At 44.4% G+C, this 14,334-nt stretch carries 15 protein-coding genes; 8 read left to right on the plus strand and 7 right to left on the minus strand.

Going from position 1 to position 14,334, the window contains the following annotated elements:
- Window positions 1-6 precede the first annotated feature (6 nt).
- From CLV25_RS05080 to CLV25_RS05090, 3 genes are all read right to left on the minus strand, one after another.
- Window positions 7-624: a hypothetical protein gene (locus tag CLV25_RS05080; RefSeq protein WP_131838551.1), complete on the minus strand. Its 618-nt coding sequence runs from the start codon at window positions 622-624 to the stop codon at window positions 7-9.
- Between the two features lie 74 nt (window positions 625-698).
- Window positions 699-1,193 carry a DUF4251 domain-containing protein gene (locus CLV25_RS05085; protein ID WP_131838552.1) on the minus strand — a complete coding sequence of 165 codons (495 nt, stop codon included), beginning with the start codon at window positions 1,191-1,193 and terminating at the stop codon, window positions 699-701.
- Window positions 1,194-1,282: 89 nt separating this feature from the next.
- A complete protein-coding gene (locus tag CLV25_RS05090) occupies window positions 1,283-2,551 on the minus strand; it encodes a type IX secretion system plug protein (protein WP_131838553.1) in 1,269 nt (422 codons plus the stop codon).
- 234 nt (window positions 2,552-2,785) lie between these two features.
- On the opposite strand from CLV25_RS05090, the gene CLV25_RS05095 reads away from it, so the two are divergent.
- The 7 genes from CLV25_RS05095 to CLV25_RS05125 all read left to right on the plus strand — a co-directional run bounded on the left by CLV25_RS05095 (window position 2,786) and on the right by CLV25_RS05125 (window position 9,702).
- Window positions 2,786-4,138: a Na(+)-translocating NADH-quinone reductase subunit A gene (locus CLV25_RS05095; RefSeq protein WP_131838554.1), complete on the plus strand. Its 1,353-nt coding sequence runs from the start codon at window positions 2,786-2,788 to the stop codon at window positions 4,136-4,138.
- A gap of 25 nt (window positions 4,139-4,163) precedes the next feature.
- Window positions 4,164-5,327: an NADH:ubiquinone reductase (Na(+)-transporting) subunit B gene (locus tag CLV25_RS05100; protein WP_131838555.1), complete on the plus strand. Its 1,164-nt coding sequence runs from the start codon at window positions 4,164-4,166 to the stop codon at window positions 5,325-5,327.
- 18 nt (window positions 5,328-5,345) lie between these two features.
- Entirely contained in the window at window positions 5,346-6,071 is a 726-nt protein-coding gene (gene nqrC, locus CLV25_RS05105; RefSeq protein ID WP_131838556.1) for an NADH:ubiquinone reductase (Na(+)-transporting) subunit C, read from the plus strand.
- A 3-nt stretch (window positions 6,072-6,074) separates the two neighbouring features.
- A complete protein-coding gene (locus CLV25_RS05110; protein WP_131838557.1) occupies window positions 6,075-6,725 on the plus strand; it encodes an NADH:ubiquinone reductase (Na(+)-transporting) subunit D in 651 nt (216 codons plus the stop codon).
- Between the two features lie 10 nt (window positions 6,726-6,735).
- On the plus strand, window positions 6,736-7,353 hold the full coding sequence (gene nqrE, locus CLV25_RS05115; RefSeq protein ID WP_131838558.1) for an NADH:ubiquinone reductase (Na(+)-transporting) subunit E: 618 nt from the start codon (window positions 6,736-6,738) through the stop codon (window positions 7,351-7,353).
- A gap of 17 nt (window positions 7,354-7,370) precedes the next feature.
- A complete protein-coding gene (gene nqrF / locus CLV25_RS05120; RefSeq protein ID WP_131838559.1) occupies window positions 7,371-8,627 on the plus strand; it encodes an NADH:ubiquinone reductase (Na(+)-transporting) subunit F in 1,257 nt (418 codons plus the stop codon).
- Window positions 8,628-8,694: 67 nt separating this feature from the next.
- The gene (locus tag CLV25_RS05125) at window positions 8,695-9,702 is read left to right on the plus strand and encodes an FAD:protein FMN transferase (protein WP_131838560.1); all 1,008 of its coding nucleotides are present in this window, start codon (window positions 8,695-8,697) and stop codon (window positions 9,700-9,702) included.
- Between the two features lie 73 nt (window positions 9,703-9,775).
- On the opposite strand, the gene CLV25_RS05130 is transcribed toward CLV25_RS05125, so the two are convergent.
- Entirely contained in the window at window positions 9,776-10,015 is a 240-nt protein-coding gene (locus CLV25_RS05130) for a hypothetical protein (RefSeq protein ID WP_131838561.1), read from the minus strand.
- Window positions 10,016-10,168: 153 nt separating this feature from the next.
- Here CLV25_RS05130 and CLV25_RS05135 point away from each other — a divergent pair, with 153 nt between their 5' ends.
- A complete protein-coding gene (locus CLV25_RS05135) occupies window positions 10,169-10,723 on the plus strand; it encodes an HDIG domain-containing metalloprotein (protein ID WP_131838562.1) in 555 nt (184 codons plus the stop codon).
- A gap of 63 nt (window positions 10,724-10,786) precedes the next feature.
- On the opposite strand, the gene CLV25_RS05140 is transcribed toward CLV25_RS05135, so the two are convergent.
- From CLV25_RS05140 to CLV25_RS05150, 3 genes are all read right to left on the minus strand, one after another.
- On the minus strand, window positions 10,787-11,668 hold the full coding sequence (locus tag CLV25_RS05140; RefSeq protein ID WP_131838563.1) for a YitT family protein: 882 nt from the start codon (window positions 11,666-11,668) through the stop codon (window positions 10,787-10,789).
- 153 nt (window positions 11,669-11,821) lie between these two features.
- Window positions 11,822-13,147: a DEAD/DEAH box helicase gene (locus tag CLV25_RS05145; RefSeq protein ID WP_131838564.1), complete on the minus strand. Its 1,326-nt coding sequence runs from the start codon at window positions 13,145-13,147 to the stop codon at window positions 11,822-11,824.
- Between the two features lie 396 nt (window positions 13,148-13,543).
- A complete protein-coding gene (locus CLV25_RS05150; RefSeq protein ID WP_131838565.1) occupies window positions 13,544-14,272 on the minus strand; it encodes a hypothetical protein in 729 nt (242 codons plus the stop codon).
- Window positions 14,273-14,334 lie beyond the last annotated feature (62 nt).

Here is a 14,334-nt window from a genome sequence, read left to right on the forward strand (position 1 = left end):
TGCCTGTTAGGAAATATTTATACTGTAATCGGAGTTATTCTCTTTAAACCCCATTTTTAAAAGGTATTTTTTGTGGGCAGAGGTGTGAGCTTTTGCCCATACTTTTTCGATGCCAAGGTCTTTAAGCGTTGATGATTTTGTAAACAGAAATTTTCCTGGCTTGTAATCTCTATTTTGAGGAGACGTATAGTCTACAATAATCTCAAGTTCGTTATCTTTTTTGTTGCCTGCAACCACTCCAATTACCTCCATATTCCGCACTTGTAGCGCTACAATATTGCAGTTTTCTAGCATGTTATTGTATTTCGGGAAAATAGAGGCAATATCTTTAGAGTGTTTTGATAGAAAAAGATCTAGAATTTTCTCTTTTGAATCGACAAGAAGAACCTTAAAAGCACTGGAAGATTTATAGATATGGATAAGATAGTAAGCATCAATAATGATGATTAAACTGTTGAAAAAGCCAACAGGAAGGGCTCCAATTAGGAAGCCGTATGCGGCAAAAAGAGTAGATCCAGCCAGATTAAGCCATCGGAGTTTTAGTGGTGCGCTCATTAGGAGTGATGTGGCAGTAACGAGTGATGCCAAATAGCCGAGCCATGTTAGTAATTCTATATTCTGCATGTTTTAAAAATTTTAAAAAGGCAACAAATATAGATATTATACCTAACTATTGCGGCATTTGTTGTTTTTTTCTTTTAGGGCTGTTTGATTTCTCCCATGAAGGTTATGCTCTCTCGGTCTATAGACACAACATTCAGAGAGGCATAGCCATTTTTTGAAATGGAAAGATATAACTCAAATCTCGATTTAGTATCTTTGGTTTTGATTGTAATTAACCAACCTCCATGTTTTGTCTGCTTTTTAGTGTAGCTAAATTGTGTGCTTGTAAACATTATTCCTGCTTCTTCAGAAGATAATGGAGCCGTATATGCTCTGCCAAAAAATGGAAGGTAGGCAATGATCGTGTCTTTGGTTACTTTAAGATCGTAGTTAGGGGTAAGATTGCGAACCTGCCCTCTTGTGGGCGAAACAATATTAGCAATAAATGTAAAGCGAGGTGCTTCTATTGCTGTTTCTAGCGAATCGGTTTTTTGTATGCTAGTAAATAGAGTATTCTTGTTACTATTACTTGCTGCAACTAGTAGAGTAGATGCTAGCACTAAATTGAAAATAAATACACCTTTTTTCATGGCTGTGCATGTTGATAAGAAACGTTTTATGTAAATATCAACCCATTATACACCAAATTTTGTGCCAGGAGGTTATTTATTCTTTAGCATTATTTCGATGCTTTTTTATTTTGTTCGATAGTTGTAGTTGATATAAGACGTGTGTAGGTGTCTCGGATTCCTTTGTAGTAGGTACAAATTTGATATGAATTTTCAGTTTGGCTGAAGTTTCCTTCTGGTGAAAGTTGCATTAAAGCGTCTCCATTATGATTTCTCACAACATACACGTAACTGTAAAAACCTTGTTTGAGAAGAAGCGGAATTTCATAGCAGTTGGTGGTGTTGTTATACAGCATTTTAGCGTGGTTAGAAGGTCCCCATCCCGTAAGTTCTCCTTCTAGGTAAACATCAAAAGAATCTCCCAAGTAGGGTGTACTTAACGAGAACATTACGCTATAATAGTCGCAGTCTGTGTTGGGATTGTTAACGTTTAATCCCGCAATAACCATTTTACCATTATAGTCGAAAGTGTAAGCGTATGGGGAATCGTCACGCGATTTATCTGGGCGAAGAAGAATGTAGTACAGATCTTGTCCTTGTTTAATTGAACTTACATTGGTTGATGTATAGTGTACATCTCGTATATCTATTGTTCGAAATTCATTACCAGCAGGATATATGTTTTTATCTGTACGGCTGTAAAAAATCGAGTTTAATCCTGTATTTACGGATTGTGGCTGAAGGGAGTCCGGAAGTTCAACGTAATTTTGATATACTTTAGTTTTTACATCACGGGTCGGGTTTGTTACGTTTAGTTCTTGAAGTAAAACGGTTAGATTAAGCTGATGCGAGGTCTGATAGCTGCTGTTGGTTGGGATTGCAATAGAGGCAATATGGGAGGCTCGCTTTTCTACAACCATAAAACCGGCTTTGAGTAGCGGTTGTTGCGTGTCCGTATCTGAAATAATAATCATGTAGTTGCCAGATATTTTCGGCTTTACATCGTTGTTTGGAAAGTTAATAGAGTAGTGCACATATCGGGTTAATGTATTGTTCGAAAAACCGCTATTGTACAAAGGCTGCTCCTGAAACCCATCGAGAAAGGTTGCTTGAAACAGGTTTTCGTCTGTCCAATTCTCATCGCAGTGCACTATTTTATACGTCAAATTTCGAGGTGCATTAGGGTGGAGGTCGTCGAAGGTAATGGATATTACCTCGTTACTGTTTAAATTGATGCTAGGAAAGGTGCTGATATTCTGATTCGCAAATATCTGTAGGCTTTTAATCTCCGTATCAATAATTTTAATACGATGCTGAGCTTGGCTTGGCTCAAAACAGAGCAAGAAAAGCAGACCAGCTATAAACTTGTGATAGGTCATTTGGGATAGAACATTTTATAGTTGACAATGATAAACGACAAACTTTGTTGCAGCAAGGTTTTAATTAAAATTAGTAAAGTTCTTCTTAATATATGTCCTAAAATATAGATTCGTAGCCTTAAATTAATAAACTATTTCTTTCCTTTGTGTTTGCGTTTTCACAGAAAAGGGAAGCCTATATTTGTGAACAACGCAATAGCATGTAAAGTTAGTCTATAATACAAATACACAAGCATGTCAAACGTTTATAAGATAACTAAAGGCTTAGACATCCGAATGGTTGGAAAAGCTGAAACAGTTGTCACAAAAGCCCCGTTAGCAGTCGCTTATGCGATTAAGCCTGCTGATTTTCAGGGACTAGTTCCCAAGTTGCTTGTAAAGGTAGGAGACAAGGTTAAGGCTGGTACTGCCGTTATGTTCGACAAGTACAACCATAACATTGTTTTTGCATCTCCTGTTAGCGGCGAGGTTACTGCAATAAATCGAGGAGAAAGAAGGCTTCTTTTAGAGGTTGTGATTACTCCTGATGCAGAGCAGCAGTACGAGTCGTTCGAGGTAGGTGACCTTTTATCGATAACCCGAGAGCAGGTAGTTGAAAAGCTGCTAGTTTCAGGTTGTTGGCCTTTTATTAAGCAGCGACCTTATGGCATTATAGCCAATCCAAACACCACACCTAAAGGTATTTTTATCTCTTGCTTCGACTCTTCGCCGTTAGCACCAGATTACGATATTCTTTTAAGGGGAGAAGAGGAGCATTTCTATAAGGGAATAGAGGTGCTAAAAAAGCTTACCGATGGTAAGGTTCATTTGGGGGTTAATGCTAAATATTCTTCCCCTGTTTTTGAAAAGTGTACAGGTGTCGAAATCAATAAATTTCAGGGACCACACCCAGCTGGTAATGTAGGGACTCAAATAAGCCGCATTTCACCTATAAACAAGGGGGAGATTGTTTGGACTATCGACCCCCAACATGTTGCCGCAATTGGACGACTTGCTGCCACTGGCCGATATGATGTACAAAAGACCGTAGCTGCTGTGGGTTCTGAAGTTAAAAAGCCTCGTTACTACAAGGTTATTCAAGGTGCATCTATTAAGAACTTGCTAGAAGGAGGGGTTTCGTCTGATAAAAATGTTCGTTTTGTGAGCGGAAGCGTTTTGTCGGGTACGAAGATCTCTTCGGAAGGATTTATTGGATTTTACGATAATATGCTGGCTGTTATTCCCGAGGGAGACCAATATGAGTTCTTCGGTTGGGCTCTACCTGGGTTGGATAAATTCAGCTTCTCCAAGTCTTTCCTATCGTGGCTTACTCCTAGCAAGGAGTACGTTTTAAACACAAACTACCATGGTGGTGAGCGTGCATTTGTAATGAGCGATGTTTATGGGAAAGTATTTCCCTTCGATATTTACCCTGTATACCTTCTAAAAGCAATCCTAGCAGAAGATATTGATGCTATGGAAAAGCTAGGAATTTACGAGGTGGTAGAAGAAGACTTCGCTCTTTGCGAGTTTGTAGATCCATCAAAAATCGAAATTCAGGCAATTGTTCGTAAGGGCTTGAATTTGATGATTAAGGAGATGAACTAATCCATAACCCTTAATTCGTTTAAAAATGTCGTTAAGAAGTTTTATTGATAAAATAAAGCCAAACTTCGAGAAGGGCGGAAAATATGCGAAGCTTCAATCTACGTTTGATGCCTTCGAATCTTTCCTTTACGTTCCGAAGAAGGTAACAACTCATGGCAGCCAAATTAGGGATGCGGTGGATTTGAAGCGTATAATGTCAGTTGTTATTATTGCGCTTGTGCCTGCTCTACTTTTCGGTATGTGGAACGTTGGCTTCCAGCATGCACGCTCTCTTGGACAAGTTGATACGTGGACATTCTGGCAAATGTTCGGCTTTGGTGCCCTTAAGGTGATGCCTATTGTCGTTGTTTCGTACGTTGTTGGTCTGGGTATAGAGTTTATTGCCGCACAAATGCGCGGGCATGAGGTAAACGAGGGATTTCTTGTTTCCGGAATGCTTATTCCGCTTATTATGCCGGTTGATGCACCACTTTGGATGGTTGCCGTATCTACTGCTTTTGCCGTAATTTTTGGCAAGGAGGTTTTTGGAGGTACCGGAATGAATATCTTCAACCCTGCACTACTTGCGCGTGCCTTTATGTTCTTTGCCTATCCGTCAAAGATCTCTGGTGACTTTGTTTGGATTGCCGGACTTACCGGTGGCGATGGTGTTGTAGATGGCTTCTCTGGCGCTACTCCGCTTGCTATTGCAAAGTCTAACCTCGTTGATAAGCTCCCTAGCGCCTACGATATGTTCATGGGGTATATCCCAGGTTCTATTGGCGAAACATCAACCCTTGCAATTCTTATTGGAGCTGCTATCCTAATCTTCACCGGAATCGGTAATTGGAAGATTATGCTGAGCGTATTTGCTGGTGGTGCTGTTATGGGGCTAATCTTCAATGTTATTGGGATTAACCCATACATGGAACTGCCGTTCTACTACCACTTCATTATGGGTGGATTCGCTTTTGGAGCAGTATTTATGGCTACCGATCCTGTTACCGCTGCACAAACCGAGCGTGGTAAGTGGATTTACGGTTTCCTAGTCGGATTGATGGCCGTTCTGATTCGCGTATTCAACCCTGCTTATCCAGAAGGTATGATGCTTTCAATCCTTTTACTCAACACTTTTGCTCCGCTTATCGACCACTTTGTAGTAGAGTCGAATATCAAGCGCAGGCTAAAACGTGCAAAGGTAAAGGCATAACAACAAAACAGATCAGCCATGAACAAAGAGAAAAATTCCTATATTTTTACCTACTCGGCCGTAATGGTTATCCTTGTTGCCATTGCTTTAACCTTGGCTAACATTTTCTTAACTCCTGCACAACAGGCTAATATCCTTGTTGAGCAGCAGTGGCAAATCCTCAAGTCGGTAGGAAAAGCACTTGATGCAGATGCCCAACCAAACAAGGTGGAGTATATCAAGGGGATGTACGAGAAGTATATTGTAGAATCTTTTGCTGTTAGCAGCGAAGGAAAGAAACTTGAAGGTAAAGATGCCTTTAAGATTGATTTAAAAGCAGAACAAAAGAAACCTCTAGAACAGCGCGAACTTCCTGTATTTGTATACAAGGGAGATAATGGCGAGTCTAAAGTAATTGTTCCAATCCGCGGTAATGGTCTTTGGGGACCAGTATGGGGATACGTTGCATTGGAGGCCGATTACAATACCATTTGTGGTGCTGTATTCGATCATGAGGGAGAAACTCCAGGCCTAGGTGCTGAAATTAACACTCCTGAATTCCAAAAGCGTTTTGTAGGGAAGAAGATTTTTGAAGGAGAAACCTTTACTTCTGTACGCCTGATAAAGGGTGGTGCAGATCCCTCCAATCAGCATGGTGTTGATGCCATTTCTGGAGGAACGCTTACCAGCAACGGTTTGGATGCTGCTTTAAGTAATAGCTTGAGCCCTTATCAAGCATTCTTTAAATCTCAAATGAAAAAATAAGCCATGAGCCAAAAAGAATCATTGTTTTCAGCAAAAAACATGAAGCTGCTCACTGGGCCGCTTGATAGAGAGAATCCGGTTACCATTCAAATTCTCGGTATTTGTTCGGCATTGGCGGTAACCGCTCAGCTTAAGCCAGCACTAGTTATGGCAATTTCGGTAACTGTGGTTACTGCTTTTTCGAACCTCATCATCTCCATGATGCGCAATGGAATTCCAAACCGTATTCGTATCATTGTTCAGCTGGTGGTGGTTGCTGCTCTTGTAATTTTGGTAGACCAAATTCTTCGTGCCTACGTTTACGATGTAAGTAAAAAACTATCCGTATTTGTGGGGCTTATTATTACCAACTGTATCATCATGGGTCGCTTGGAGGCATTTGCGCTTGGCAATAAGCCTTGGCCTTCGTTCCTAGATGGGTTGGGTAACGGTATGGGATACGGCTTAATTCTTGTAATTATTGCGTTCTTCCGCGAAATATTTGGTTCTGGAACCTTGCTCGGAATGCGCATTATTCCAGAGTCGCTGTACATCTCGAATGGCGGTTTTTACGCCAATAATGGATTTATGATTCTTCCTCCTGCAGCTCTTATTATTGTAGGGTGTATTATCTGGTTCCAAAAAAGCCGAAATAAGGATTTACAAGAGAAATAAGACTTGAGGTATGGAAAACTTACTTAATATATTCGTCAAGTCGATCTTTATCGACAACATGATTTTCGCCTTCTTCTTGGGAATGTGCTCTTACTTGGCGGTTTCTAAGACAGTTAAGACGGCGTTAGGACTAGGTATTGCGGTTGTTTTTGTGATGATTATTACCGTACCTGTAGACTTCCTTCTTAACAAGTATGTACTTGTTCCGGGAGCTCTTTCTTGGTTAGGTGCCGATTTCGATTCTGTAGATTTGAGCTACCTATCCTTTATCATCTTTATTGCGGTAATTGCTGCAATTGTGCAAATTGTAGAGATGGCGGTTGAGAAATTTTCTCCATCTCTATATGCTAACCTTGGAATTTTCCTTCCGCTGATTGCTGTAAACTGCGCCATTCTTGGTGGTTCTCTATTTATGCAAAAGCGCGAGTACGAAACCTTAGGTGAGGCAACCTCTTTTGCTGCAGGTTCGGGGATTGGCTGGTTCTTGGCCATTGTTGCCCTTGCCGCAATTCGTGAAAAGATGAAGTACTCGAATGTGCCAGCACCGCTTAAGGGTATCGGTATTACCTTTATCGTAACCGGTTTGATGGGGATTGCATTTATGAGCTTCCTAGGTATTAAGTTGTAATTATTAAAAACAGAATGATGATTTTGCTATTTAGTCAAACATCGCTTATCATAACAGCTGTCATCGTCTTCCTTTCGTTGACTTTGCTTTTGGTATGGTTAATTCTATTCCTAAAGAAGAAGCTTACGCCTGGAGGATTGGCCACAATTGACATCAACGGCGAAAGACAGCTTGAGGTGGAGTCGGGATCTACCTTGCTTAGCACTCTTGGAAATAACGGAATTTTTCTCCCATCAGCATGTGGTGGTGGTGGTTCTTGCGGTATGTGTAAGTGTAAGGTTACCGATGGTGGTGGCGAAATTCTACCTACCGAAACGGGTTTCTTTTCGCGTAAGCAGCAGCAAGAAAAATGGCGCCTTGCCTGTCAGGTTAAGGTAAAAGAGGATATGAAGGTTGAAGTTCCCGAAGAGGTTCTTGGTATCAAGAAGTGGGAATGCGAGGTGGTTTCGAACCGCAACGTGGCAACCTTTATCAAGGAGTTCGTGGTTAAGCTTCCTGAAGGGGAAAACCTTAAGTTTAAGTCTGGTGGTTACATCCAAATTGATGTACCAAAGTTTGAAACAAACTTCTCTGACTTTAATATCGAAAAGGAGTACCACGAAGATTGGGATAGCCTGAAGTTGTGGGATCTTAAGACAAAGAACGAGGAGGAAACCTTCCGTGCATACTCTATGGCCAACCACCCTGCAGAGGGTAATATTGTAATGCTAAACATTCGTATTGCCACTCCACCATGGGATCGTGCTAAGGGTGCTTTCATGAATGTTAACCCTGGTATCTGCTCGTCTTATATTTTCTCACGTAAGCCTGGCGATAAGGTAACCGTTTCAGGACCTTACGGAGAGTTCTTCCTGAAGCAAACCAAAAACGAGAAGATGTTTATTGGTGGTGGTGCAGGTATGGCCCCTATGCGTTCGCATATCTTCCACCTGTTCCATACAGAGAAGCATCAGGAGAAAGCTACTTTTTGGTACGGTGCTCGCTCGCTTCGTGAGGTATTCTACGAGGATGAGTTTAGGGCTATTGAAAAGGATTTCCCTAACTTCAAGTTTAATCTTGCGCTATCAGAGCCTAAGCCAGAGGATAACTGGACCGGTCCTACCGGCTTTATCCACCAGGTGATTTTTGAGAACTATCTCAAGAATCATGATGCACCAGAGGATATCGAGTACTACCTATGCGGTCCTCCTATGATGAATGCAGCTGTAGAGAAGATGCTATTCGACTTGGGAGTTCCAAAAGAAAACATCATGTTCGACGACTTTGGAGGTTAATCCCTATATCATTTAAGGCTCTCTATTCTGAGAGCCTTATTTTTTCTATCCTTAAAAACGTCATAATATGAAGATAAAATTGGCTATTACGATTGCCGCAGTAGCAATACTTGCATCGTGTAGCAGTAGAGAAAAGGAGTATGTGCGATTTGGCGGTTTTGCGCAGGGAACAACATACAGCATCTCGTATCGAGACCCTGAAAAGCGAAATTTGCAGCCACAAGTAGATTCTCTGCTGAACGATTTTGACAATTCACTCTCCATCTACAACAAAAAGAGCATCATTTCTAGGATGAACGATAACGATACCTCGGTAGCTGCAGATGGCTATTTGACCGAATGCTTTAGCTATGCTGTAGAGGTTTACAAGGCTACCAATGGGGCATTTGATATTACCGTTGGTCCTCTTGTGCGCGCTTGGGGCTTTGGCTTGAAAAATAAGGATAAGATCAGCCAGCAGCATATCGATAGCTTGCTTACTCTTGTTGGTATGGAAAAGGTGAAGCTGGTGGCAGGAAAGCTGCAAAAGAGCAACCGAAAGATTTTTGTTGATGTTAACGCTATTGCTCAGGGGTATTCTGTTGATGTGGTTGCTAGATACCTCGAGAGTAAAGGGATAACCGATTATCTGGTGGAGATAGGAGGGGAAACCTTTGGAAAAGGGCTTAATTCGAGAGGAAAAGCATGGACAATTGGCATTGATAAGCCCTACGATGGTAACGTTACCCCAGGTGAAGATCTACAGGCCAAGGTGGAGCTACCTAGCGGGAAAGCTTTGGCAACATCTGGGAACTACCGCAAGTTTTACGTAGAAAATGGGGTTAAATATTCGCATACTATCGATCCTAAAACGGGTTATCCTGCCCGCAACACGCTACTATGCATATCGGTAATTGCTGGCAACTGCGCATATGCTGATGCTTATGCTACGGCTTTTATGGTTATGGGGGTTGATAAGGCTAAGGAGTTCTTAGCTGCTCATCCTGAATTTGAGGCGTATATGGTATACTCTGGTAAGAATGGCGCATTTGAAACTTTTGCTACGCCAGGATTTGAGAAACTGATTCTGAAGTAGGAAAAAGGACTTGAATGCTGAAAATATAAGGGCTGTCAACAACTGTTGACAGCCCTTTTTAGTGCTTTCTATCCTAATGGCTGCCGCAGGTAGAGCAGCAAGAGCTGCAGCTCCCAAAATCGGTGCCTGTTTGTTCGCAGTGGGCTTCCCATTCCTCCTGTTTGGCGCATTTGATGCCCATTTTTTGCATAGCCGGATTGGTTTCTACCTCGGTGTCGGGGAACTTGCCCTTAATCCATATTCTGATGCCTAGCCCTGCAAATGCAATTGCCAGCAACCCGATAACTACAGCTAAGGTTTTAAGTAGTACCATTGTTGTTGTTTTTTGCAAAGGTACTATTCTTCGTAAATCTATACTTCCAAAATGTGCTAAACATGGCATCTATTCGTTCGAAGGATTTTGGATGCTACAGAATGTATACACGCGCTTTTTTATAAATTAACCCCAATTTTTAAGCATAGTATTATGGATCGAAAACAAGCATTAGAGCTGCTGCATGACCGTATTAAGAACCCCAGAATGGTTGCCCATTGCCTAGCTTCGGAAGCCGTAATGAGACGGTTGGCGGTTCACTTTAACGAGGATGTAAACCTATGGGGGCTTGCTGGGCTTCTTCACGATTTGGATGTGGAAGAAACGGAGGGGGACCACGAGCAGCATGGCAATGTTGCCGCCGATTTCCTTAAAGAAAACGGACTCCAACAGGTTGCTGTTGATGCCATTCGTAGGCATAATGAAATGGCTACTCCTGAGCCTAGAACTACTTTGCTAGACCATGCTCTTGCTGCTGGCGAAACAATTACGGGCCTTATTACCGCAACGGCAATGGTTTACCCCGATAAGAAGGTGGCTTCCGTCAAGCCGTCGTCGGTGGTAAAGCGGATGAAGGAGAAGAGCTTTGCAGCATCTGTTAAGCGCGAGAATATCATGGAATGCGAGCTGATTGGCATTCCCATTGCCGCATTTGCTGGGATATCGGTGGTGGCGATGCGCGAAATTGCCGAGGATATTGGGCTCTAGGTTGGGGGTAAAAGAAAAGCCGCAGATGTTCTACGGCTTTTTTATTTGAGCTTCGTGCGTGCTTTAGGCGTGTGGTTGGAAACCATTTCCGAGAATCTCGCCCGCACCGGTAACGTTTACGAACGCCTTAGGGTCGATCTTGCGGATCTCCTGCTTTAGGATTTCCACCTCGCGACGGTTGAGCACTACGTATATCATCTTACGGTCCTGCTCCTGGTAAAGCCCCTTTACGTTAATAAGGGTGCCTCCACGATCGAGGTCTTTTAGGATCACCTGGCGGATCTTCTCGTACTCGTCCGAGATAATCATCACCGTTTTGTTAAACCCTTCTTGGGTAACAATCATATCGATAATCTTGCTTTGGATATAGATCAGAATCCATGCGTAGCAAGGGAGCTTCCAGTCGCCAAAGGCAGGTACGGTAATAAGGGTGATGATCGAGTCGACGATGAGCACCAGCTTACCCAGCGACATGTGGGTGTACTTGTGCAGGATCATCGAAATGATATCGCTACCGCCCGAGGTGGCCTTCGACTTGAAGATGATGCCCATGGCAACACCGTAAAGGACTCCGGCAAAGATGGAGGCTAGGAGTGGATCGTCGATTAGCGGTTGACCCGAGGTCCATATTTGGGTTTCGAATAGCCAGGTGAAGCCTAGCCCTGCCGCTGTCGCAAGCGCAGTTTTAAATCCGAAGATGGGGCCAAGAACGAGGGTGCCTATTAGTAGAAGCGGCCAGTCGAGGAAGGCAACTGCCGTACTGATGTTCCATCCAAAGAGGTGGTGAAGCACGATCCCGATTCCATAGGTGCCTCCAGGGGCAATCTTGAAGGGGGAAACGAGCATGACGATAGCCATCGTAAAGATGAAGCTGCCCAGAAGAATGTAGCCAACGGCCTTCCACCATTCGGCCGAAAACATTTTTTCCTGTTGAATTTGCGACATGTTGCGAGATTTAAGTTACGGTTTGTAATCGATTACAAAGGTAATAGAGGGAAATTGTTCGTCAATGGGTCTATTTAGCTTACGGATATGTTTAATGACATCAAAAAAGCTTGCGATTATATTTGGATAATTGGTTTCCGCTAAGCCGATGCGCTACCACGAGACCCCGATGGTGGGCTTTAGCTTCTTTACGGGCTGGTTGCGAACCGCTTTAACCAGCTCGTGGGCCAGCTGGCGCCGTACGGCCACAAAGGCCGACTTGTCGAGGATGTCTATCCGGCCAATATCGCTCTTTTCGATGCCTCCCTTCTGGATCAGGAATCCTACTACATCCACCTTGCTGAGCTTATCCTTCTTGCCTGCGCCAATGTAGATGGTGGTCCAATCGGGTTGGGGGGGCAGCTCGGCCTCCTTCGAGAGCGGCAGCTGCTCGATGTCGGTGCTGGCGTAGTGGGGGAGGTCTTCGGATTCGGCAAGTACGAGTACCGCACACCCGTTGGCCTTCATGCGGGCGGTACGGCCGTTGCGGTGGACGAACGCCTCCTCGGTTTCGGGTAGCTGGTAGTGCACCACGTGACCGATCTCGGGGATGTCGAGCCCGCGCGAGGCGAGATCGGTGGCAACGAGGATCTTTATGCTTCCATTTCTGAACTTAATGAGCGAGCGCTCGCGCTCGGGCTGCTCGAGCCCTCCGTGGAAGACGTCGGAGATGATGCCCTCCTCCATGAGCATGGTGCAAAGGCGGTCGGCGGCATCGCGGTGGTTTACGAAGACGAGCATGGTGCTTTCGCCCAGCTGGCAGATCAGGTTTACCAGCGCCCCAAACTTGTCGTGGTGCTCCGAGCGTACGATCTTTAGCTCCAGCCGTTCGGTGGTGCTTGGCCCATCGAGGTACGATAGCTTGTGGGGGCTGTTCAGGCCGACGAAGGGTGGTATTTCGAGCGCATCGGTGGCTGAGGTAAGCACCTTCTTGCCCAGATTCTCCAGGTTCTCCATAATTTGCGCCATCTCCTCGTCGAAGCCCAGCTCCAGGCACTTGTCGAACTCGTCGAGCACCAAAAAGCTGACGAGCTCGGGGCTGATGGTGCCGCGGCGGATATGGTCGGCGATGCGCCCGGGGGTGCCAACGAGCAGCGCAGGTGGCTCCTTTAGGCTGTTGGCCTCCATCCAAAAGGGGTGGCCGCCGTAGCAGCATACCACCTTGAAGCGCGTTTTTAGGTGGCGGAAAACCTGCTCGATCTGCAGCGCCAGCTCGCGCGTGGGCGTAAGCACCAGCGCCTGCACGAACCCCGCGTTGGGGCGCAGGTGGTGCACAATGGGGATCAGGAAGGCCAGCGTCTTGCCCGATCCGGTGGGCGATAGCACAACAACTTCGGGGTGCTCCTCTACGGCCTCGATAACCTCCTCCTGCATGGGGGTCAGGTGGGCGATGCCCATGTTGGCCAGCCCATTCGATACGATCTGCTTGCGGTTTTCCATGGGGGCAAAGGTACAATATTCTGAGCTGTATGCTATAGTTTGCCCATAATGAGCAATCGTATGCTAAGGATATCCAACGGAATCTTCTGTTAAGGTTTTTCCCTATTCTTTCTCTTCAACTACTTGTTCTGGGAACGCTTTTGCCTTGTCTTTCTCTTCAACTACTTGTTCTGGGAACGCTTTTACCTTGTCTTTCTCTTCAACTACTTGTTCTGGGTACGCTTCTACCTTGTCTTTCTCTCCAAATATCTGTTCTGGGGATGCTTCTACTTTGTCTTTCTCTCCAACGACCTATTCTGTGAGAGCAACTACCTGTCCTAGGTACGCTACTGCCTTAACTGTAAAAGCAAGAAGGGCTACACAAACGGTAGCCCTTCTTTTATACTTGTATATTGCTTACTTAGTGGGTGGAGTGGTAGGGTTCGTCTTTTTTACAGATGGCACGTACCCCTGAGCCTTAAGCGCATTGGTGAAGTTAAACTGGTCGACAAGCACCTTGTTGTCGGCAAAGTAGGTGCTCACGAGCTTGCATACAGAGATAACCTCGTCGTAGATGTCGTTTAGCTCCTCTACGTTCACCGAGTTTACGGTTTTACGGTTAACCTTCAGCGATTCCTGTCTATCGTTTGCTTCAATAAGCTGAACAGCTTGCTGCAGTAGCGAGTCGATAGCCGTAGGGTTTGCACCTGCCTGAACCAGTTCGGTCTTTACCTCTGGGGTAAGGTTGCTCTTGAGCGTTTGTAGCATATTTACGTAGCCAGCCTGTGTGGTGTTCTTTTTAGGCAGCTTGTTGTAGCCAAGTAGGATTAGTAGGGCATCCATGCGGGTTGGGTTCTTTCTGAAGCCAACCTCAATTTCAACCTTAAGATCCATAATACCACGGTGAGCAGTTGCAATTGTGTCCGTTACCGTTGCGGTAGCTTCCTTAATTTGAGAGAGGATGTCTACACCGATATTCTTATCGAATGCAGTGGAGATTCTTGATTTCAGGTCGAGGAAGAAAGGGCTCTTCCACTGAGGGCGGCGAGCGCTGAGGATATCAACATGCTCAATTCCGCGTTCGGCAATTTGGCTCGATGCCATCAGCATTTGTGCATCGGTTCCTTTATACTGACGTTGCGTCATACGTAAAAGTATTGGTTAGTATTTTTTAGTAACGTTTAAAAGTATAAAAAGATTTTCTAGTT

Origin of the sequence: Acetobacteroides hydrogenigenes, assembly GCF_004340205.1 — a bacterium.
GTDB classification, from domain to species: Bacteria; Bacteroidota; Bacteroidia; order Bacteroidales; family ZOR0009; genus Acetobacteroides; species Acetobacteroides hydrogenigenes.